Origin of the sequence: Modicisalibacter ilicicola DSM 19980 (genome assembly GCF_900128925.1) — a bacterium.
GTDB classification, from domain to species: Bacteria; Pseudomonadota; Gammaproteobacteria; order Pseudomonadales; family Halomonadaceae; genus Modicisalibacter; species Modicisalibacter ilicicola.
Map to the genome: position 1 here is coordinate 38652 of NZ_FQUJ01000015.1, position 20509 is coordinate 59160.

At 56.5% G+C, this 20509-nt stretch carries 17 protein-coding genes and 3 pseudogenes; 9 read left to right on the plus strand and 11 right to left on the minus strand.

Going from position 1 to position 20509, the window contains the following annotated elements; all coding sequences use genetic code 11:
• The 4 genes from BUA41_RS15215 to BUA41_RS15230 are packed head-to-tail and all read left to right on the plus strand — an operon-like array spanning position 1 to position 2959.
• Complete coding sequence (locus tag BUA41_RS15215) at positions 1-579, plus strand: cytochrome b/b6 domain-containing protein (RefSeq protein ID WP_072824402.1); 579 nt, start codon at positions 1-3, stop codon at positions 577-579.
• Positions 566-883 (plus strand): PepSY domain-containing protein, encoded by a 318-nt coding sequence (locus BUA41_RS15220; protein ID WP_072824404.1) that lies wholly within the window; start codon positions 566-568, stop codon positions 881-883. The genes BUA41_RS15215 and BUA41_RS15220 overlap by 14 nt, the downstream gene beginning before the upstream one ends.
• 1 nt (position 884) lies before the next feature.
• Positions 885-1568: a response regulator transcription factor gene (locus tag BUA41_RS15225; RefSeq protein WP_072824406.1), complete on the plus strand. Its 684-nt coding sequence runs from the start codon at positions 885-887 to the stop codon at positions 1566-1568.
• Complete coding sequence (locus BUA41_RS15230; RefSeq protein WP_072824408.1) at positions 1565-2959, plus strand: sensor histidine kinase; 1395 nt, start codon at positions 1565-1567, stop codon at positions 2957-2959. Before BUA41_RS15225 ends, BUA41_RS15230 begins: the two co-directional genes overlap by 4 nt.
• On the opposite strand, the gene BUA41_RS15235 is transcribed toward BUA41_RS15230, so the two are convergent.
• From BUA41_RS15235 to BUA41_RS15245, 4 genes and pseudogenes are all read right to left on the minus strand, one after another.
• Positions 2911-3225, minus strand: coding sequence for a PepSY domain-containing protein (locus BUA41_RS15235; protein WP_072824410.1), 315 nt, complete (start codon positions 3223-3225; stop codon positions 2911-2913). The genes BUA41_RS15230 and BUA41_RS15235 overlap by 49 nt on opposite strands.
• Positions 3226-3844: 619 nt before the next feature.
• A pseudogene (locus tag BUA41_RS19775) lies at positions 3845-3943 on the minus strand (hypothetical protein); the annotation flags it as partial.
• Positions 3944-4681: 738 nt separating this feature from the next.
• Positions 4682-4798, minus strand: a pseudogene (locus tag BUA41_RS19745) (IS3 family transposase); the annotation flags it as partial.
• A 139-nt stretch (positions 4799-4937) separates the two neighbouring features.
• Positions 4938-5168, minus strand: coding sequence for a helix-turn-helix domain-containing protein (locus BUA41_RS15245; RefSeq protein ID WP_072824412.1), 231 nt, complete (start codon positions 5166-5168; stop codon positions 4938-4940).
• A 101-nt stretch (positions 5169-5269) separates the two neighbouring features.
• On the opposite strand from BUA41_RS15245, the gene BUA41_RS15250 reads away from it, so the two are divergent.
• Together BUA41_RS15250 and BUA41_RS15255 are read left to right on the plus strand one after the other, a co-directional pair.
• Complete coding sequence (locus tag BUA41_RS15250; protein ID WP_072824414.1) at positions 5270-5857, plus strand: VspR family transcription factor; 588 nt, start codon at positions 5270-5272, stop codon at positions 5855-5857.
• A 119-nt stretch (positions 5858-5976) separates the two neighbouring features.
• A pseudogene (locus tag BUA41_RS15255) lies at positions 5977-6918 on the plus strand (IS481 family transposase).
• 146 nt (positions 6919-7064) lie between these two features.
• Here the strand turns inward: BUA41_RS15255 and BUA41_RS19025 are convergent.
• From BUA41_RS19025 to BUA41_RS15280, 7 genes are all read right to left on the minus strand, one after another.
• Positions 7065-7175 (minus strand): LPXTG cell wall anchor domain-containing protein, encoded by a 111-nt coding sequence (locus BUA41_RS19025; protein WP_139249146.1) that lies wholly within the window; start codon positions 7173-7175, stop codon positions 7065-7067.
• 389 nt (positions 7176-7564) lie between these two features.
• Positions 7565-8083, minus strand: a complete 519-nt coding sequence (locus BUA41_RS19750) for an IS630 family transposase (RefSeq protein ID WP_084671675.1) — start codon at positions 8081-8083, stop codon at positions 7565-7567.
• A gap of 4 nt (positions 8084-8087) precedes the next feature.
• Positions 8088-8567: an IS630 family transposase gene (locus BUA41_RS15265; RefSeq protein WP_084671678.1), complete on the minus strand. Its 480-nt coding sequence runs from the start codon at positions 8565-8567 to the stop codon at positions 8088-8090.
• 78 nt (positions 8568-8645) lie between these two features.
• Positions 8646-12497 (minus strand): hypothetical protein, encoded by a 3852-nt coding sequence (locus tag BUA41_RS15270; protein WP_072824418.1) that lies wholly within the window; start codon positions 12495-12497, stop codon positions 8646-8648.
• A gap of 377 nt (positions 12498-12874) precedes the next feature.
• Positions 12875-13393 (minus strand): hypothetical protein, encoded by a 519-nt coding sequence (locus BUA41_RS19030; RefSeq protein WP_139249147.1) that lies wholly within the window; start codon positions 13391-13393, stop codon positions 12875-12877.
• 305 nt (positions 13394-13698) lie between these two features.
• Positions 13699-14355 carry an SOS response-associated peptidase gene (locus tag BUA41_RS15275; protein WP_072824420.1) on the minus strand — a complete coding sequence of 219 codons (657 nt, stop codon included), beginning with the start codon at positions 14353-14355 and terminating at the stop codon, positions 13699-13701.
• A 366-nt stretch (positions 14356-14721) separates the two neighbouring features.
• A complete protein-coding gene (locus tag BUA41_RS15280; protein ID WP_072824422.1) occupies positions 14722-15429 on the minus strand; it encodes a DUF4113 domain-containing protein in 708 nt (235 codons plus the stop codon).
• Positions 15430-15673: 244 nt separating this feature from the next.
• Here BUA41_RS15280 and BUA41_RS15285 point away from each other — a divergent pair, with 244 nt between their 5' ends.
• The 3 genes from BUA41_RS15285 (at position 15674) to BUA41_RS19035 (ending at position 20498) form a co-directional block, all read left to right on the plus strand.
• Positions 15674-17029, plus strand: coding sequence for a site-specific integrase (locus tag BUA41_RS15285; RefSeq protein ID WP_072824425.1), 1356 nt, complete (start codon positions 15674-15676; stop codon positions 17027-17029).
• 86 nt (positions 17030-17115) lie between these two features.
• Positions 17116-20034 carry a tyrosine-type recombinase/integrase gene (locus BUA41_RS15290; protein ID WP_217652834.1) on the plus strand — a complete coding sequence of 973 codons (2919 nt, stop codon included), beginning with the start codon at positions 17116-17118 and terminating at the stop codon, positions 20032-20034.
• Positions 20031-20498 carry a hypothetical protein gene (locus tag BUA41_RS19035; RefSeq protein WP_139249148.1) on the plus strand — a complete coding sequence of 156 codons (468 nt, stop codon included), beginning with the start codon at positions 20031-20033 and terminating at the stop codon, positions 20496-20498. Before BUA41_RS15290 ends, BUA41_RS19035 begins: the two co-directional genes overlap by 4 nt.
• The last annotated feature ends 11 nt before the right edge of the window (positions 20499-20509 follow it).

The window sequence follows — 20509 nt, forward strand, 5'->3', positions numbered from 1 at the left end:
ATGAAACGCAATGACACGATTCGGGTGTGGGACCCGCTGGTACGCATATTCCACTGGTCGCTCGTGGCGGTCTTCTTCACGGCCTATCTGACCGAAGGCGAGCCCGAGTGGCTGCATACCTGGGCGGGTTACATCGCCCTGATGCTGCTGGGTGTGCGAATCCTGTGGGGTTTCATCGGCACCCGGCATGCCCGTTTCTCCGATTTCGTCTACGCGCCGTCCACGACGCTGCGCTACCTGGTCGATGAACTGGTGGGTCGAGCGCGCCGCTATCTGGGACACAACCCCGCGGGCGGACTCATGGCGCTGGCCCTGATCCTTCTGGTGGTGGCCACCGGCCTCAGCGGCATGGTCCTGTACGCCGCCGACGAGGGAGCCGGCCCGCTGGCGGGGCTGATTCCCGTTACCGAAGCCTGGGAAGAGGGGGCCGAGGAGGTGCATGAAGTGCTCGCCAACCTGACCCTGGGGATGATCGGGCTACATGTCGTCGGCGTCATCTTCAGCAGCCTGCGCCATCGCGAGAATCTGGTCGCCTCCATGCTTCACGGCTTCAAGCGGCTTGGCGATGAGCGGCATTGATCCCAGGTCGTTCGTTTTCCCCTTCCTGCTGGGGGCCATGGCCTGGGGAGGCCCCGCCACCGCCCAGCGCATCGATCAGGATGAGGCACTGAGGCTGCGCCAGAGCGACAAGATCCTGCCCTTGGAGTACATCCTGCAGCAGGCGCTTCAGGCGCAGCCGGGACGCGTGATCGAGATCGAGCTGGAACGGGCCGATGGTCGCCCCATCTACGAACTGGAGGTGCTCGATACCCAGGGGCGCATCTGGGAACTGTACCTGGACGCAACGACCGGCAGTCTACTCGAGCACGAACGGGAGGACTAGGATGCGCATTCTGGTGGTCGAGGACGATGCCGAGGTGGCGCGAGGGCTCCGGCGGGACTTGAATGCCGCCGGCTTCGCGGTGGATCTGGCCGACAACGCCCTGGATGCAGGCCACCTCGGCAGCGAGGAGCCTTACGACCTAATCGTGCTCGATCTGGGGCTGCCGGATGGCTCGGGACTGGAGCTTCTGCGCCGCTGGCGCGATGCCGACAATCCGGTGCCGGTGCTGGTCCTGACCGCTCGGGACGCCTGGCATGAGCGCGTCGAGGGCTTCAGGGCCGGGGCCGACGACTATGTCGGCAAGCCGTTTCATCCCGAGGAACTGATCGCCCGAGTCACTGCCTTGGTGCGTCGTGCGCAAGGGGTGCCGGGCGGGGTGCTGCGTCGTGGGGAGCTGACTCTCGACGAGGAGCGCCAGCGGCTGCACCTGGCGGACGACAGTGTGGTAGAGCTTACTGGCACCGAGTTTCGGCTGATGCGCTATTTCATGCTTCACGCCGGGCAGATCCTCTCCAAGACCCGACTCGCCGAGCATATCTACGACTACGATCATGACCCGGACAGCAACGTGGTGGAGGTCTATATCAATCGCCTGCGCCACAAGCTGGGCAGCCGCTATATCCGTACCCGGCGCGGCCAGGGGTATCTCTTCGACGGTGCGGGGCGAGGCGACGACGAGCGATGACCGGCGCTCCACGCCTGCGTGCCCGTCTCTCCTGGTTCCTGGCACTCTCCCTCGCCGCCGTGCTGGCCCTCGCCGGCATGGCATTGACGTTCGCCCTGGCGCAGGTGACCGAGACCTTCGTGGTAACCCGGATGGAGCACGATCGCGACACCCTGATCGCCTCGCTCTCGGCGCCCGATACTCTCGAACAGGCCCTGCCCCGGGTCTATCGGCAACCCTATTCCGGCCATTATTTCCAGGTCGAGCGTAACGATGGCGAGGTGATTCGTTCGCGCTCCCTGTGGGATACGCGTCTGGCGCTGCCGTCCCTGGAGGCCGGTGAGCAGTGGCGGAGCGAGCAGGCAGGGCCCCAGGGCCAGCCACTGCTGGTGCTGGCGAGTGGCGTGCGGGCCGGCGACGCTGTGACGATCGTGGGCGTGGCAGAAGACATGACGGAATTGCGCACGACCCTGGCGCGGGTCTATATCGCGCTTGCCGTTCTGGGCATCCTCACCCTGGGGGCGTTGCTATGGCTCCAGCGGCGTATCCTGCAGGGCCTCTTCGCCCCCCTGATGCGCCTGCAGGTCGACACCGAACGGCTCATCCACGGCGAACTGGAGAAGCTGTCGACGCAGGGGGTGCCCGAGGAGGTCGTGCCCCTGGTGGAGGCGATCGATCGTCTACTGGGAGTGCTCAGCCACCGCCTGAGCCGTTCGCGCCGGGCGCTGGGCGATCTCGCCCACAGCCTGAAGACACCTCTCACGGCGCTGGGCACCCTCGAGGGGGAGCCCGAGCTACGGGATTCCCCGTCGCTGGTCGGTCGCCATCGCGCTCAACTGGAACGGATTCAGCGTCTCGTCGATGCCCAGCTGCGACGTGCCCGGCTGGCGGGCGGGAGTGCGCCGGGCAGGGGGATGGCGCTGGCCCGGGGAGTCGACGATCTGCTCGACACTCTCGGCCGCATCTATCGGGACAAGCAGATCGTCGTGGAACGCGATGTGCCGACCGACATCCGGGTGGCCGGGGATCGCGAGGACGTGCTGGAACTGCTGGGCATAGTGCTGGACAACGCCTTCAAGTGGGCGACATCGCGGGTGGCGATCACCGTCGGCACCGGAGAGACGGTGCGTATCCGCATCGAGGACGATGGCCCCGGGGTATCGCCGGCTCAGGCCGGACTTCTGACGCGGCGTGGCCTGCGGCTGGACGAATCCGCACCGGGCAGCGGGCTCGGGCTGGCCATCGTCTCCGATATCGTCGAGCAGTACGAAGGCCGCCTCGACATCGTCCCGAAAGGGCGTCTCGGCGGCCTCGCCGTGACCGTGTCGTTGCCCGCACACTCACGGACTATCCTCGACGAGGATCAGTCGTCGTCATCGTCCTCCCGGCGTTCGCCACGCTCGTCGAAGTAGAGTTCGCGGGTGCGTCCCTCGTCGTCGACAAGCTTGACCTCGTAATAGCCGTCTTCGCGCTCGACCTCCACCACGCGGCCACCCTGCTCTCGTTCGACGCGCTGTACCAGGGTTGTCATGTCGATGCCGGCATCGGCAGCCATCGATGACTGCTCGCTGCTCGATGCCTGGGGTGTGTCGTTCGCCGCGAACAGCCAGCCTGCGGAGAGCAGGGCGCCGGTGCCGACCACGGTAGTCATGAAGCCGATCAGTTTGCTGTGTGTCATGAGGTAGCCTCCTTGGTTGGGTCCTCGATGAGCAGGCTACGCCCGAAAGTTAAAACGACCCTTAAATTCGCGGCGGGCGTCGATCGGAGCATTTGTGTATGATCTGGCAACCGTGAAAAACTGGCAGGTCGAATGCCGTTGAGCGGCGAGGACGGCGGCGCATCGCTCATGGATGATGGGGTGCCCTGGTTTTCAAACTGATGATGGTAAAGAGAAAGGTGTCTACCTATGGCTAGGGGTGTGAACAAGGTCATTTTTTATCACCCCCCTATGTCTATACCTTTTAATCTACGTCTGTATCTGTCGATGATTAAGATAAAATAGTATCCATGTTCATCTTTCAGATGCTTTCCGCAACCGATGTTTCCTAATTTGCATAAGTGCTCCAGCAACCCTACCTTCTCGAACTGACTAGCGTCGGCCACACTGGTGACCTCTGATCATTGGAGGACGCCATGAACGAACTGACCTCGACGCAGGCCTACTGGCTGAGCCATATGTTACATGCCTCGTCCCGGCAATTGGCGCTGAGCGAGTATGCCGCAGAGCAGCGACTGGTGGCGTCACTGCTGGCCTGGGAGCAGCGTCTCGCAGTGCAAGGTGTGCCGCTACCGTCGCGTCAATGGCCGCGGCGCTTCGTCGCCGACGTAGCCCTCACCACTAGGGTGTCGCCGTCACGCAGGGCGCGCAGGCAGGCCTGCAGCTCGGGGCGCTCTAGCTTGGTGCCGGTGACACGCTCCTCGAAGACCTGCTCACAGCCAGCCTCATCGAGGGCATCACATCACACTGCAGCTCGGGGTTCTGGTACTGTGTGCTGACGCGGGCATAGCCGATGATCAAGTAAGGTCTTCTTGCTGTGTGTTGAGATAGTAGGTGGCTGCATGAAAATCACGGAGCACTTCCGCGGCTGCGGTCAGGTCGGCGATCGTGAAATCAGTCCAGCCAATCAACTTCGAAAGCTACTGGCTCCGTCTCACCACAACTACAGGCATGGCTGCGCCACGTAGATAGCGCATGAAGTCATCCTGAAACAATTCCGGGATGTCTCGAATCCGAACATAAGGCGTTCCTGTTGATGTATGGGGCACTTTGACGTTCGGCTCACCTTCTTCGCGTGGTGCTTGACGCAGCGTGAGTCGACCATCACCCAACGTCTTTTGCATTGCCCAGAGTTCATGCGCAATAGCGAGCATGGCACGAGAAGCATTAGGATCCACAGCTTCTAGCCGTAAGCCGCTCTCTTGCAACTAAGAGGCATGATCATTGAGATCATCAACTAGGATCTGGATGTCATGATCGGAGAAGACAACTATCAGATACTCCTAAGTTATGTGCTATTGAACGTCATGAGAATTCGCCGCATTCGATTTTTTCCAATACCTCGCGTATCGACTGCCACCCTCTAGAAGTGCCGAGCAGATCCACGGGCCGCGAGCCAGATAGCGCCGGCGCCTCGCAGCGAGCGATGTCGCACAGCCTCAGCATCGAGAACATCAGCGACGGGGCGGCCACGTTCTGTCATTTGCTTGATAGCTTCGACCTTAAATTTTTCGGTGTTCCGTTGACGGCTCATAGGACCTCCTGGGTGCCTTCAGTATAAGATCTGGAGGTGACTACGAAACTCGGGACGATTCAGTTTGGAGCCTCTCGGGAATCCCGGTGCTGTTCAGAAGCTACAGACAGGAGTTCTTGATGGTAAGTAGCTCGTCCCGCTAGTTGACTTGGATCTTCGTTGCCGGAGGCAGGAGAGAAGCAGGGTCGCACCCTAGCACGCGGGCGATGCGGTACAGCTTGTCGACCGTGATATTGACCTCACCGCGCTCAATGCGGCCCATATAGCTGCGGTCGATATGGCTGGCCAGAGCCAGAGCATCCTGAGACAGCCCATAGGCCTTTCTCAGGGCCCGAATCCGTTTCCCTAGCGCTTTCGCCAACTGTTCCATAGCTGCCTCGATTCCACTTGAGACAGCACTATCGTGTGTTTACGCATACGCGAACCACGGATTATAATCCGCGGAATTTCTCTTTTCTCCTCGGACTTCCTATGAAACCTACCTCGTTCACTCTCGATAAGTGGATATATGAGCTATTACAGGAAGAAAGATTTGCTCAGTTCACTACTCGTGAAATGCGGGACGCTTATGCCTTACGACTTGAGGGCGTCTCCTATCCGCTCAGTGATGTTCGCCGGTATGTGTATGAGCAGATTCGCCGTATGCTGAAGTCGGGTTGGTTAGTGAAAGCTAATGAGAGCCGCAAGCGGGGACAGGTCTATCATCGACTTCCCATGCCGGAGCATTTGCAACTGAAGCTCATTGACAACGGGTTCAAGACTAGCCTGAAGCCCGGACAGCAAGCGGCGCAAGCGCCGCCGGAACATGCTCAGTCCTCTATGCCATCCACGGCTGAGGTGGATGCATATCAGCGCTTGAACGAAATCTTGGAAAGAATCCGTCTAGATTTTCTGACGTCGACGGGAGAGACAGAGCGCTACAAGCAACTCGTTGATGAAATGCCACACCTTCTGGATCACGTGAAAAGAGAATACCGCGAAGTCAAGGACCGCAGCTTTCGTCTGTTGGGGCACCACCGAGCGGTAGAGAAGGCCCTCAGCAAGTTGCCTTCACTATGACAATGCCAGTACTGCGTTATTGGCAGCGCCGTTGCCCCAAGGCAGCGGTAGGACTCCACTACGTGTGCGGTCCCGAAGAGTAATGGTCTATCTTACGAGCCACTATCGGAGGATGACCCATGGCTCAGATTCTTCATCAACGCGCCATGACCACGCACGCCATCCGAGCAGAAATACAGCGATCGACGGATTCGGTCGCGACGTTGAGCCGTCGCTACGGCATCAATCCAAAAACTGTGCGCAAGTGGCGCAGTCGGGATAGCGTCGAGGATACTCGCATGGGGCCCAAGGCGGCTCGTTCCACGTCGCTGACGCCTCTGGAGGAAGCCGCAGCTGTTACCTTCCGGTAAAAGACCCTGCTGCCTCTCGATGACTGACTTCATGCGCTTCAGCGAGAGATCCCTTCGCTTACCCAATCCCGCCTTTATCAGCGGCACGGCATCAGTCAGCTACCCAAGGCTGGCAACCAGAATCGTGAGAAGAAGCGTTTCAAGCGTTACCCGATGGGCTACCTGCACATCGATATCAGTGAAATCCGTACCGGAGAGGGCAAGGCCTACCTGTTCGTCGCCGTGGATCGCACCTCCAAGTTCGTTCATGCCCAGCTATACCGGAAGATGACGAGGCAAGTCGCCGCTGATTTCCTCGAAGACACGCTGCAGGCCCTGCCTTACCGCGCCCATACGGTGTTGACGGACAACGGGGTACAGTTCGCGAAGAAGGCCGGAACAGAGACCTACAAGCCGCATATCTTCGATGTTGTCTGTTACCGCCACGGCATCGAGCATCGCCTGACGAAGCCCTTCCATCCCTGGACCAACGGGCAAGTGGAACGAATGAACCGCGCCATCAAGAAGGCAACGACTCGGACGTTCCATTACACCTCGCTGGATCAGCTCCAGTCCCACCTGGATGATTACCTATGGGCCTATAACAGTGCCCGGCCACTCAGGGCGCTCAAGGGCAAGACACCGATAGGATTTATCCTTGAGCAGTGGCATAAAGAACCCGAGAGATTTCATTACGACCCGAACCATTACTCTTCGGGACCGCACACCTAGATGGGTTTTGGTTGTCAGGCCATCCTCGCTTCGTCGAAGCGCATAGTTTACCGGTTCCCGAGAGCTCTTTTTACCGTCACTGGCGGCAAAGCGAACCGTTTGAGCCGAGGGGAATCGACCACTTAGATCCCAGACTCAAGAAAGCACTACGGTTTATGCTTACGTTTGCGGCGCAGCCAGAGAGCAGCCACCAGCAGCATGGCAGACACGACAATAACGGGCGATGCAACGACAAGCATTTCCAAATATTTATCCATGACCGCGCTCCTTGGCAAGAAGCTTGAATTTCTTGGCTTTTCGGCATGGGGTCAGAAATTTACCCCTTATCTCGAACCTAGCTATGGCTTTCATGACGCTTGGAGGAAAGACCTGTCCGGCCCACGGCTTAACCGCCAGGCCCTGGCCCGGGAGCAATGAAGGCTTCCGATGTATGCCAGGAAATTAGAAGGGCGGTGTATCCTATTGATCGATCACGGCCAGGATCTTGATCAGTACAAGCGGCTGTGTCGTGACCGACTCTACTTTCCGGGCCCTGCCGCAAGCAACGCCCGAAGCCACCGGCCCGTTGCACGGCCTAATGCGCCACGGGCACGGGAGCTCATTGCCAAAGCCGCATAAGCAGAGCTACTGACCTTCCATAAAAAAGCTAATGAATAGGCGAGGCACGCAAGAGTTGCTTGACCTGCTCACGGCGACGCTTCAGCCATTGGGTGGCATAACGTAGCCACTCACCCAAAGCCAGAGCCGTCGAAAACGCCCGATTGGCACAGCGTCGCTTCAACCAACTCCATACCGCCTCGGCCGGATTCAACTCGGGCGCATACGGAGGAAGCGCTTCCAGGCGCAACCGGCCTTGTACCTCCGGATGGCGCAGCAGATCGCGCACAGCCTGACAGCGATGGACCGGGGCGTTGTCCCAGATGATACGAAGCTTGCCTGGCCAATAACGCAGTAGCGTCTTCAGAAAAGCGACGATGCTTGCGCCGGTGACCGTGTCCGAGGTCCAGTGAAAATAGCTACGTCCTTCGCTCGAGACGGCACCGATGACCAGGTGGCGCGGCGACTGCCCTCGCTTGCCTTTGACGACCGGCGTTTGCCCTATAGGCGCAAAGGTCTTCAGATGATGCGTGCAGAGATGGAAGCTCGACTCATCGACGAAGATCAGCGTTTCATTCTGCGCCTCGGCTTCTTTTTTTTAATTCTGGCCAGAGCTGTTCTCGCCAGTGGTCGATGGTGGCCTCGTCACGCCGACTATCCTGGCGCTTGGGCACTTGCCAGGACCAGCCCCATTGCCTGAACAGGTCGCTGATCGACGAGGTGCTGTAGTGAACGTCGGTCAGCCGCGCGATGGCATCGGCAATGCGCTGCGTTGTCCAGCGCTGATCGTCATAGCCGAAACCTTCTGGTCCCAAGGCTTCGAGCGCTACCAACACCTTGGCCATCTTGTCGGGAGGAAGACGTGGCGGCCGACCGGATCGCGGCTGTGCCTTGAGCGCGTCTTCACCGCCTTCTCGGTCCCGGGCGATCCATTGACTGATAGCTCCTTGAGTGACCTCCAGGCGCTGGGCGACTTCCTGCTGACTCATGCCGTCCTTGACCCATTTGACGGCAAGCGAACGACGATAGGCTTGAGCAAAGTCTTGTAGCATGACGATGACCTGTCAGAGCATGTTCTCGGTCGACAGATGCTTCATTACGAAGTTCCTGTATCGTCAGTAGCGTTACTTTCATTCAAACCGCTGTTCGCGCTCCTCGTCCTCCCGCTGTTCACGCACTCTCTCATGATCGATCCACTCAACCAGTTTTTCAGACACCGATTTAGCAGCCACAGCGATCTCCTCGCTCTCATGCTCAACGAACACACTAATGGCATCCGCTCTAGGTTGCATCACGTTAGATCGACTACCAGAGCATGATGAAGGTGTGACGCGCTCGGCGAATGCCTCCAGAACGGCTTCTGGCTCAGGAGAAGCTTCCAGTAACCTGATCGCTGACTCCGATATCTTAACTGCCCCCTGATCCCCATCCTTTGACCAAAGACTGATACCCGCCGCGACAGGTGCCCACACGCTAGTATCGTTTCTGGAACGACACCACCCAATCAAAACGTCCATATCGATTTTGGCGAGAGGAGAGCGACGCAAGCTACCATGGTGAATAAAGAACAGCCGTCGATGTTGTTCTTTTTCAGTGCCTTTAAAAACGCGATTGAGAAACGCCTCTGGCATCAAAGCGATAGTCGTCTCGATAGCACTTTCGAACGCATGAATGAAGCCATACCGCTCATCAATAACAGTAAAGATAGTTTCCAGCCACTTCAGCTTTTCGGCATCGTTGTCGTCAAAGCGCAACGCGACACTGATGACGCGCTCCATGTTATAATCTATGGATCCGCCAGTATCCCTGTCATCTTTTTGGAGTCTCTGGATCGCTGCTCTTAGACCGACCAGTCGAAGGTCGGAACCAAGTATATCTACAGCGTAATCTTTGCCATGTAGCTTCATGCTTAGAGCATCCAAAACCACATCATCGCCGTTCGGTATACTCAGCAGCTGCTGAGCAAGATAGAGAACACGGTCACTGGACAGATTAGCATACCCGTCACGCCATAAAATTGGACCATACATCCACGGACGTGTGTCAGAATCATCCAGAAGCGACATGCAGCGATCTAAGTCGGTTTCTGTGAACTCCCGCCTTGGGTGCAAGCCGACCAGTACATGTCGAAGTTCAGGGTGCTGTGCGCACTGGTCGAGTAACCCTTGTGCTAGTGCCCGATCAACAGAGTCTACCTCTTCGATAAAACCGGCAAAGACTGCGAAGTTCTTGTTGGATTCAGGCTTATGTTCAAGTTGATCGAAGAGTTGCCGCCAACCAACTCGCAAGTCATGTGCCCCCTTCGCCAACCCTCTTCCAAATGCAGTACAATATGGCATCCAGTCGTTGGAGAAAAGGTTGGGACCCAACTCGTCGAGCTCATGGTCTGATGCTGCGAAGCCCTCACCTAATCGAAGCGCCTTGGTTTCAAGTCGCTTTTCAACTTCGTGATACTTGTTGCTGTCCTTATGATCAAAATCGACGTCTAGCGCCCAATAGTCCTGCTCCTTGCTTAGCACGTATGTCAATATTTCCGGAACCAAGCCCTCGGGCTCCAACTCCCTTTCCAATGCGGCAAGGTTATCTGGCAGCGGCTCGAAATCATCCTTGTCTTTGCGCTTGGTATGGTTGAAATAAATCGTTGACCGGACTGCTTTCCAACCTTCGCCCCAAGGGTGATAATCATGTAGCTTGCGAGCCGCATCGACGAGTTTCTCTCTCATTGCTTTGTGATGCCACATCCCTCGAAATCCGTTCGCAAGGGTCAACCGTGCAGGCCCTTCAAGACCAGGATCGCCAGAGGTCCCCAATCGCACCGCAACGTTGATAAAGGCGCAGCGCCACTCCACAAGTTCATCGTGGTTGGGTTGGAAACCGAAGTCTCTTGGGCGAGCACCAAACTCATTCATCCCAAATCCTGTCCACGGCGGCCCACCCAAGGCAGTCGAGAGCATCCTAAAACCCAGCGACCTACGCCCAGCCACATCTGAAGAAAGGCATTCATTCATAATCCCGATGCGCTGATTTAGAGAGGCATGTGTGCCCGACAAGTATGCCTGGAAAAACTTCGTAATCTTATCTCGAACCGCGTCGTATTTGTTGTTCTCATCTTCGTAGTCTGACACGCGGATTAGTAGCCGGATGCAGCGGTCGAAGGCGCCCGATTCGTATGACAACAACTGCAAAAGATTGAGAATGGTTGTCCGCTGTGGATTGTGAAGCGGCCCCATACCACCAAAATCAGGCGCGGCAAGCTCTGCTTCAATCCTGTCAAGCAGTGCTTCAGGCGCGACCGGGCCGATATAGCCCAGCATTCGTACTGGCATTCCCTCCAGCGCTAATATCCGCCCCAGCAGCCCATCTGGCTGGAGCCAAGCTTCAACGATCTCTTTCGCCACGGGGTTATCGTGCAATAGCCCCAGTCTGTGTGCGAACGACAATAGTAAGCGTTGACGACCGGAGGCTTCAAAGGTCGCCCTGAGTTGATCAACCGGGACACCATCAAGTGCCGAGGCAGCCAGCTTGTTCGCAATGGCATGGGGCAGGATGGCTCTCCAATGTGCCCTCTTCTGCACAATATGACGGTCCAATAGTTTCTTGACTGATCGAAACAATTGGCTATGGGAATGCCCCAAGATCGATCCTAGAACTTCTAACTCGCTATAACTGTCCTCAGGGTTTGAGACCGAGAACGAATAAACCAGAGACAGTATTTCAGCCTGTTCCCGCAGATCTTCGTCCGGATAATTACGCTGCTCAAACAAGCGGTTAAACAACTGCGCATCAGAAAGCTGAGCCAAACTCTCACCTACCTCCACTCTCTCGGCGATTGCTAGGGAAACCCTTGCGTTCCCATCAGCGAACTCTGCTATCCGGCGAGCGTTGTGCTGGCCAATCCCGGGGAACCGACGGATCAGAAGCTGCTCGGCCACCTCCGGCCCAACTGCTTCAATGTGGATTACCTCAGTTGTCTGAGGTTTGTCATCCCTGATGTCATACTCAACGGTTATGAGGCTTACCTCACTGCCTGCAGCTGATACTTTTCTGGCCAATGAAGAGTGAAGTTCTGACGGACAATTATCGAGGATCATGACGGCACGTCGGCCCTCAGCGATAAGTCTGTCCAGCATCGCTGCTGCCGAAGGATCCGGCTCAGCACCAGTATCGACGTACACAGCTAGAGTCCGATCGAGAGCATTTTTGCCGACCGTTTCATCAAAGAGTGCCTGCACAATTCTGGTCTTCCCGACGCCGGATAAACCCGTTATACGAATGGCCTTGAGCGTAGACCTTATGAGGCCACGCATTGGTTCAATGGCATCTTCAATACTGAGCTTCTGGCCCTTCCCTGATGGCAGCATGACCGTCACGCCTGGGGCCGAAATCAATGTATCCTCGACATCTTGAGGTGGATTGCTCCAAGCCCCGTATGGCTGCCAACCTGAGTATCCCTGACCAAGCTTTCCTTTTGTCCACAGCATAATCGACGGATGCTGACGTAGCCATTGAGTCAGCTTCGAGCGGTCATAGAAGTCTAGGTGAATATTTCTGCTGTTGGGATCATCCTTCACAGCTTCTCGCATTGCCTGAAGACGCTTCTCCTTGTTCGGAGGCGAACAATCATCAGCCAAGCTAACGATAATGTAGCCACCCCCCTTCGAAGCCTGCTCTGAGATAGTCGCCGACAGTTCGCCGTCTATGACCATTTCCTGCGTGATCGCGCCTTTTGGCATCGGGTGTTTCTTAGCCTGAATAACCGTATCAGGCTTTTCAATAAATCCGGTGCTTAATGTATCGACTGGAACCTGAACGTGGATATCAATTCCTTCGTCAGGAGCATTGATTGAACCTGACCAGTTCACCCATGCAGGGCTATGGCCATGCGCTGCTACTTCGGCCTCGGCGAGGCGAGCAATCAACTCTTCCAGCTGGGTATCTGACAGCGGGAGTAATTCGTCTTTCTCTATGTCAAAAATTGCCACGATCTCACCTCAGTACAACATCCCATTCTTTTCAGAAATTCAGCCGACATGTATAACGTTACCCACGGAAGCGCTTTTTATAAACGGTTTTCACTAGGCTTTATTCGGAAGATAAAATGTTTTTAATCGGCGGCCCGTTTTGCTCGCTGATATAGCGAATGATCGAAAATAAGCACTGCTCGCTGTTTCTGGCACGACCTGCTGGTGTGTATCGTCAGCCGTCGAAATTTCATTCATCAGTGTTGACTAACATTCCTCAGCTGGCCAAGAGCGAAATCTCGTAATTCCCTCATTAACACCGCCGACAGCACCCGAGCGTAGTGAGCTCTAGCCCCGATAGGACGATGCTACTTGGCCTTGCCACGAGCTTTTTGATTTCAAAGGAGCTGTGAAAACACATGTCCACTCTCTGAATTCCTGTATAGATAAATAGAACTAAAAATTGATGACTCTTGCGAGAGCTCTGTATTTATAGATACGCCTGCCTGATCAATGATTTCTTCAGGCATTGTTAACGGCGTATAAGAACCTACCAGCAATATCCCTTGGCCATAAGATTGCATCAACTGCTTCATGGTTCCTTTGCGATACTTCTTCAAAATCACTTCTTTGACCTGTGAACAGGCTTGTTGGTCAGGCTCAGTTATTAGACCTCTCTTGTACGAAACATGCGTCTTATCTTCAGCAGCATACGACGTAATGCTTTTAGCCCAATCCGCACTTTGAAAAGCATCCGTAATTTCGATCCAACTTCGCTTTCCATCCAAATTTACAATGGCATCAGGTGGATCAGGTCGGTCGATAACCGTGAGATTTATTCCTTGTGCAAGGAGGTAGCCCCCAAAGCTATCCAGAACTGACTTTTCATGTGCTGGCTGTATATCTCTATGCTTCATAGTAACCCTAGCGCATAATAATTATTAGACTACTGGCCTTATGATTGGATTAAGGTTCCGGAACGTTAATCCAGCAAAGGTATCTTGACTACGTTATCGCAAGCCTTTGATTCTTAGGAATCATAAAAAATTCAGCTTTATAACAAAAATCACGTGTCCGCTGCATTTTCCGCAATGGCCGCTCTGGGTCGTGAGCAGCCTTTCTTTCCGCTATCTATCGGCAATCCCACCTCTTTCCTTGAGCCTCAGCTAAAATCCAGCTTTGTCACTATACGCCGCCTCATAACTACCTTATTGCTTTGCCGTTACGCTGGATTGATCAGCGATTCATCCCCCGGCCCGTTCGGCCTGTTCACCTTTGTGCTGACCGGCCAGTGCGTAATCAGCCCAGCATCGATATGATGCACCACGTTGCGTAGCGTCTCCTGGTCAGACAGGTCGGGGTCAAGCCATGGTTCTAAGCTCTCGTCGTCCAAGATCAGTGGCATACGATCGTGCACCTTGTGGGCTGAGCCTCGGGCCGGCTCGGTGATGATTGCACAGCCCAGTGAGCCATCCTCTCGCTCGGTGTAGATCCCTGCGAAGAAGAGCGGCTCGCGATCCTCACGGCAGATAAAGTGAGGTTGTTTGGGTGTAGTGGTCTTGTCCCATTCATACCAGCCATCGGCAGGAATTAGGCAGCGGTGCTTTTGAAACGCTGCCTTGAAATAGCCAGAGGTGGCTACCGTTTCGGCCCGAGCGTTGATCGGCTGGCTCGCCTTGCCTTTTGCCCATCTGGGTTTGTAGCCCCACCACAGTTCCTCCACGTGCGGCGGCTCATCTTCCGAGAGCCGGCGTATCGCTGTGATCCACGTGCCAGGCGGTACGTTGTAGCGCGGTGTCAGCTCTTCACTGATGGTCGGCGCACCCGCCTTGGTTGCGAACTTGGGATAGGCGCTGTAAAGCGCAAAACGTCCGCACATGTACGACTTCTCCTGACGAAGGTTTACTACAGCATGAGCAGTAACGCCTGGCTCGGCAAACCACGGTGATACACGTACCGCTTGACCTGACTCACCACCCCACGCAGACCCGCTCAGCGCCCCGGCATCACGCACCCTCTTTTCCCAAGATGCTATCAGTTGTGCAAGCCACTGATCGTTTATCAAGCTATTGAAGGCGACATTTGCCCTTCGACTAGCATCCTCGAAGAACAGCTGTCGTCATATCAGCAGTGGTTTTGCCCAGCAGACACGTTCGGGATTCCGTTGTCATTGCAACAAATGGAACCTCCTTGGTGACATCAGTACAAGAGCTAAAAGCGTCTACGAGATTCGAAGGGATTCGCCTCACCGCATCCGCACAACCGGCAATTCTTCCCAGCTGGTTGTGTATCGTGGCGTACGGTGCTGGCACCTCAACGCCCAGGCAGCATTCTTTCGGGGCTTGCCGATGCTTATCGCATTGCGACCATGCTCGCGATTGATACGATCCACCACACTCATCAGCTTTTCACTGCGCTCGCGGTCAGCATTACCCTGCTTCGCATCGAACAAGTCGTGCTGTAGGGTCTTTTTGTCCGCCAAATCGAGCATCATGACGCCGCACTTCATGAACGCGTACCCGGGACGATAGAGACAATCAAGCGCGCGCTGAGCGGTGCCGACGATGATCCGACTGTCGTCACTCGCACGCGGTAGCGGCACGACCAGGCTGGGATTGTACTGATGCAGCTCGAGGCGGTGACAATTCGTCTTGAGAAAGACCATCAGCGCCCGCGCAACCGACCCCTGACGACGCAGCTTCTCGGCACCACGGCTGGCATGCACGCGCACGGCCTCACGCAGATCTGCTCGGTCGCCGGTGAGCCGTCCAAACGAGCGACTGGTCATGATGTTGTCTTTCGGCTTGCTCATCTCGTCGATCTCAATGCAATCGACACCACGCAGCTCCCATACGGTGCGCTCCATGACAACAGAAAACTGGCGTCGAAGCCGCTTTGGATCAGCGTTGCGCAAGTCCCAGGCAGAGCGGATGCCCAGGTTGTCGAGCTTCATACCGGTACGACTGGCCACGCCCCATAAATCAGTCGTGGGGGTACGTTCCAGTATGTGACGCGTTATCGCGGAATCGGGCGCTAGTACGCAGACGCCTTCATAGGCTGCCTGCTTTTTGGCAATTCGATTGGCAAGTTTGGCCCTATACTACAGAGCATACTCTTGTTCACTGATGATGCTGTAGCACAGTCATCGGACACGTGCAGGTAGCATCAGTGTGTCTTGCCCTGGGAGGTAACCTCTCATGCCGGTTTATCGGGTCCTGCGTGCCGAAGGGGCCTTTCCCTTTCATGTGGTGGATCGCGATGGGTTACCGCACCCAGAGCTGACCCTCTATGCCTGCCTATCCGTGCGTCACCATGCATCGCTGACTGCAAGAGCCTACACGAGGGAAGTTGTCTCCTTTGCTTCATGGGCGACAGATCATCCCGTCGTGATTCGACAGGGTTGGCAGTTGCTGGGGCCACCTGCTCAGGTGCGCGCACTGTTGGCTTTCTTCCTCGCTTCGGAAATGAAGTGCATCGTGGCGTTGGGTCGAGATCGCGGTGGATTCGAAACCCGTCGAATCGAACCGACTTGGCAGACTGGCCGGCGCCTGGAACGGCTTCTGGCGGCGTTGAGATCGTTCTACACGGTACTGCATGAGCACGGTCGCTATCGCCATGGCAATCCTATGGATGCCGACGGTGCCCGCCGTTACATTGAGGAGGAGCGCCGCCGGCAACTCCAAGCGTTTGTCGATGCCCACGGTCGAATGCCCATGCCGGCCGACAGTGGCGTGGACGGCGTTCGAGAGATGCGTCTTTCCGCCAGTTACTTCCGGCTGAAAGGAAATCAATGGTTGCCCGAGATCCTGGATGAACCGGCCCTGATGAACAGGGTCATGTCAGCTGGTGAGCAGTGGGGGTGGACACTACGCGAAACTGGCCTGGTACGTATCCTCTTTGATACCGGCTGTCGTGTCCATGAGGCGTGTCAACTCAGCGTGGCGGACTGGGTACAGAGCGGTTTTATGCGCGAGATGCTGTCGATCAGCAAGGGAAGTCATGGACGCCGAGTGAAACGGCTTTTCATTACCGACCGCACGGTCAAGGTCTTGCGACGATATGTGGACGAGCAGCGTGCTCGGCTAGATCCCCGAGGGTGCGGGCTTACGGAACTCGCTGAACTGCCTGTGGAAACTCTGCATCACCTTCCGCTGTTTCTGACTCGCCACGGCACATCTCTGAGCCCGGACCACTTCCGCCGCAACTATTGGACGCCGGCGCTCGACGCCGCAGGACTGCAGCTGCGTTGTCATCAGGTCCGTCACTGGTTCGTGACACAGGCGCTCAACGACATCCACCAGCGTGCCCGCTCAGCCGAGGAACTGCAGAGCCTGCGGGGTGCCCTGCGTGAGCTCATGGCCTGGAAAAGCGATATGCTGCCGATCTATGACCAGGCTATCCGCCGGCATGACCTGCCGGATCTGGCTCATCGCATTCATGCTCGCATCGAACGTGAGCACCGGCATGATCGCGCTCGCCGCTCCCAACCGACTCCTCACCCCGAGTCACTTACCGAGAGCCAGCGAATGTTAGATGAGATGCTGAAACCATGATGCCGTCGGCCCGACAACACCGTGCTGATCCGGAGCGTCGACGGCTTACGATACGTACCGAGCTTGATCGTCGGCGCGAGCTGGGTGTGGCCTTCGTGAACCGAGAGGTGATGACGGTTACCGGCTACGATCGCAAGACGATCAGTGGCGTTACCCAGCGTTATGTTAGTGAGCTGGCAGCGGAGTTGTTGGAGACGGTGGTTGAGGACCGAGAGGCTTATGAACGCTGGGTACGTGACTACCGCACCTTTCGCCCCTTTATCACACGCACGGAGAGCGGGCCGGCGCTGTTCCGGCGCTTTGTGCGGCTGGTCATCGAACAGCTGCATCGCGAGAACGCGTTGATGACGGTGAACGCAGTTGAAACCATTACTGGGGGGAGGAAACGGATCCTCAATGAGGAGCTGGTTATCTGGGAACAGGAGACCGGCCATCAGGTAGCGCGCACGGTTGCTTGGAAATCCCTCGATACTTCTGGGGCTACCGTCCTCGTGGGCGAAAACCATACGCTGAATCGGCGAAACGAATCGATCAAGGCGGAACTGGACCGTCGCCGCCAGATCGGAACGCCTTTCAAACTCATCGACATCAGCAGGTGCTTAGGATTCAGCGTAGCCACCGTGTCGGGGTATTCGCGCCATTACGTGGCGGCATTGGCCGATGAGCTCCTGAGCGCCCCGGTCGACAGTCGTGAGGCCTATGAAAGCTGGCGTCGGGACTTCAATACCTTTCGCTATTCGCTTCCCAATACGCGGCGCTCACGTGAAGTGCTCACGCGGCTCACACGTCTGACCATTGAGCACCTACACCGAGAGGGATATACGGTGGCGTACAGCGAGGTCTTGAGGCTTTCTGGACACAACGTCTCCCGCATAAAACAAGAAATTCGGCGCTGGGAAGAAGAAACGGGGCATCGAGCTAGTCCGCTGCGAGTATGGAAGGAAATCACTCTGGAAATGGTGCTCGACAGTGTATCGCCGGCACTCCATCACCTGCCGTTGACCTTTCTAGAATCACCGACCATGGGACGGCCCTTCAATGATTCTCAACGACGGATGATTCACTCCATTTCGCAGCCGAAACTACGAGATGTGGCCTTCTTCGTCATGACCTTTGCCGATGGCAATCGGCGCAACGACATCACCTTCTTCGCCAATATGTCGCGCTACCTGACACGGTTGAAGCTACCGGATATCGACGCACTGGACCCCGAGGTGTTCTATCGACGATATCATGATGGCGAGATATTGCCGGAAGAGGGCACACCCAAACGTGGCCGGTTCCTGCAGACTTACTTTCGCCTACTGCGCAAGCAAGAGGACTATCTACTCCGGTTGACACCTAAGCAGCGCCGGGCCGTAGTGCCTTGGAAACTCATTGGCCTGAAGGATGATCACTTCTGGCACCGCTCCACCCTCCACCGAGATGTGAGAACCGACCAACGGATGCGTCGCAAGGCAGCGACCGCCGTTGTACACGATCGATTCTATCTGCTTCGTGATGTGGCCGAGCGTCGATGCATTCAGGTCGAGCGCCTGCATACAGCCTTTCAGGATGCCATGGCCCATCATGAACGGGAGGGGGAGGCCTTACCGATGTCATTCTCGATCACCGATGAAACGGTATCGACATCAGGCCGTACTCGATCGACACAGCAGCATTTCAGGCTTTGGGATGCAGCAACATTGCGTTCTGTGCATGAGCCCGTGGCAGAAGACTTCTATTACCATCAGGATCAGCGTCAGCGTATACGTGCGACGATATGTGACCAGGCACGTTACTTCCTAAGCTATGAGGGTGGCCATGCTTGCGATGATGCCACTTTGATAGAGCCCTACTGGTTCATCGAACTGCTGCAGGCCAATGTACTGAAGTCTCAAGTTACTGATTCTGACTTTCTGACGCATAACGGCTACTCAAAGGGGGCGTTCCAACTTCCCCCTCACTCAACTTGGGGGCTGTCTACATCCCATTGGTTGGAGCGTGTCTCGCGAGACCTGGGAATGCTCTTTATTCCACTCGATGCGCTCAAGCTAGCCGCTCTTGTCGGGTATGCGGCCATTCAGATCATGACCAAGACCGGGGCTCGCATGAACGAGTTCCTGCAGATCAGATTGAGTCCAGAGCACTTATCACGGGTGCTGCTCGCCAAGGATCGTGAAGCGATCGCCTTTCGCGCGATCCCCAAGGGACGCCGTGCAGAAGAACCATACTATATTGACGAGCGCTGCATGAAGGCGCTACACGCCTGGTGGAAGTTCCAGCGTGATCGGGGGCAGGATCTGGAGACCATCCCGCCTACCAGAAGCTTGCGGCATAAGCTTCGAGCGGCGTCCTACCTATGGCAACATGCCGGAAGGCATTTCAGTCATAAGGATGTCAATGCGACGATGTCTATCATGTTGCACGGTATCTCGTTGCAAACTGCTGCCGGTGAGGCCGTGCGGGTCACTTCTCACCTGCTGCGTCACGGGTTTGCCACCGAGATGCGGGCATTGAACACGCCCGTGGATGTGATCGCACTCCTCATGAAGCAGCGAGATGTGCGAGTGACCGAGTACTATTCCCAGCCGACGCCGGCCAGGCTAATGGAGTTGCAACAAAAGATCTTTGAAAGTCGTGTGGATCTGTCCCGTACCCATGTGCGATCCCCGGGGCAGATCCGGCGGCAAATCGAAGCCGCACAGGAGCAGGTGGGCGCACTGATCCCGGTTATCGGTGGACGGTGCACCGTGGCCAGTCAGTGTCCCATCAAGTTCGCCTGCATCGGCTGTGCCGGGAATGCGCCCGACTGGCACAAGCGTGACCAAGTCATCGTCTACCGGCAGGCCTGTGCGCAGATGGCGGAGATGGCAGAAGCACAGAACCTGCCCGCCGAAGGGCGCAAGGCAAAGGAATCCATGGCGAGCTGTGACGATGTGTTGGCCGAGATGGAACTGCTGGAGCGAGCTGATCAGGCGGCTGCCGATCCCGTCATACTGACCATCGGGAGGAAGGAGAAATGACACGACGATCCAGTAAGGCGCGTCCAGAGGCTGCGATGGCCGGTTTGAAACGCAGTCATCAGCAGCGACGCAATCGAAGCGTCACGATCGTGCGTCGAGCGATCAGTCGGTTGCAGGAGATCGGCAGTCCCGTGACGCTGGGACGAATTGCGAGAATATCGCGCGATCTCTCCGACACGGGAATGGGTATCTCCGAGTCCACCATTCTGCGAAATCTTGAATGCCGTCAATTATACGAAGAAGCCGCCCAACCCGTTCGTCAGCGGCGTGTCGTTGGTCGGCCGCTTGCTCGCGAGGTGGAAAAGCCCACCGACGTGGAGCGGCGACGTATGCATTATTTGATGCGCCAAACCAAAGCTGAGCTGGCCGCTCGCATTATCGCTGTTGAGCGAGAGTTGGTGTGCTCGGAAAAGTCGAATGGAGTCCTTCGCGACCGGATTCTCCGGGAAAAATTTGGCCAATAATCACCTTTTCA

Bases quoted from the DNA above. Each gene is read 5' to 3' on its own strand.
- BUA41_RS15280 (WP_072824422.1), bottom strand. From the start codon at position 15,429: ATGAAGCTCGACAACCTGGGCATCCGCTCTGCCTGGGACTTGCGCAAC.
- BUA41_RS15230 (WP_072824408.1), top strand. From the start codon at position 1,565: ATGACCGGCGCTCCACGCCTGCGTGCCCGTCTCTCCTGGTTCCTGGCA.
- BUA41_RS15235 (WP_072824410.1), bottom strand. From the start codon at position 3,225: ATGACACACAGCAAACTGATCGGCTTCATGACTACCGTGGTCGGCACC.
- BUA41_RS15245 (WP_072824412.1), bottom strand. From the start codon at position 5,168: ATGGAACAGTTGGCGAAAGCGCTAGGGAAACGGATTCGGGCCCTGAGA.
- BUA41_RS15220 (WP_072824404.1), top strand. From the start codon at position 566: ATGAGCGGCATTGATCCCAGGTCGTTCGTTTTCCCCTTCCTGCTGGGG.
- BUA41_RS19035 (WP_139249148.1), top strand. From the start codon at position 20,031: ATGACACGACGATCCAGTAAGGCGCGTCCAGAGGCTGCGATGGCCGGT.
- BUA41_RS15275 (WP_072824420.1), bottom strand. From the start codon at position 14,355: ATGTGCGGACGTTTTGCGCTTTACAGCGCCTATCCCAAGTTCGCAACC.
- BUA41_RS15250 (WP_072824414.1), top strand. From the start codon at position 5,270: ATGAAACCTACCTCGTTCACTCTCGATAAGTGGATATATGAGCTATTA.
- BUA41_RS19030 (WP_139249147.1), bottom strand. From the start codon at position 13,393: ATGAAGCATAGAGATATACAGCCAGCACATGAAAAGTCAGTTCTGGAT.
- BUA41_RS15265 (WP_084671678.1), bottom strand. From the start codon at position 8,567: ATGCTACAAGACTTTGCTCAAGCCTATCGTCGTTCGCTTGCCGTCAAA.
- BUA41_RS19025 (WP_139249146.1), bottom strand. From the start codon at position 7,175: ATGGATAAATATTTGGAAATGCTTGTCGTTGCATCGCCCGTTATTGTC.
- BUA41_RS15215 (WP_072824402.1), top strand. From the start codon at position 1: ATGAAACGCAATGACACGATTCGGGTGTGGGACCCGCTGGTACGCATA.
- BUA41_RS15285 (WP_072824425.1), top strand. From the start codon at position 15,674: ATGCCGGTTTATCGGGTCCTGCGTGCCGAAGGGGCCTTTCCCTTTCAT.
- BUA41_RS15225 (WP_072824406.1), top strand. From the start codon at position 885: ATGCGCATTCTGGTGGTCGAGGACGATGCCGAGGTGGCGCGAGGGCTC.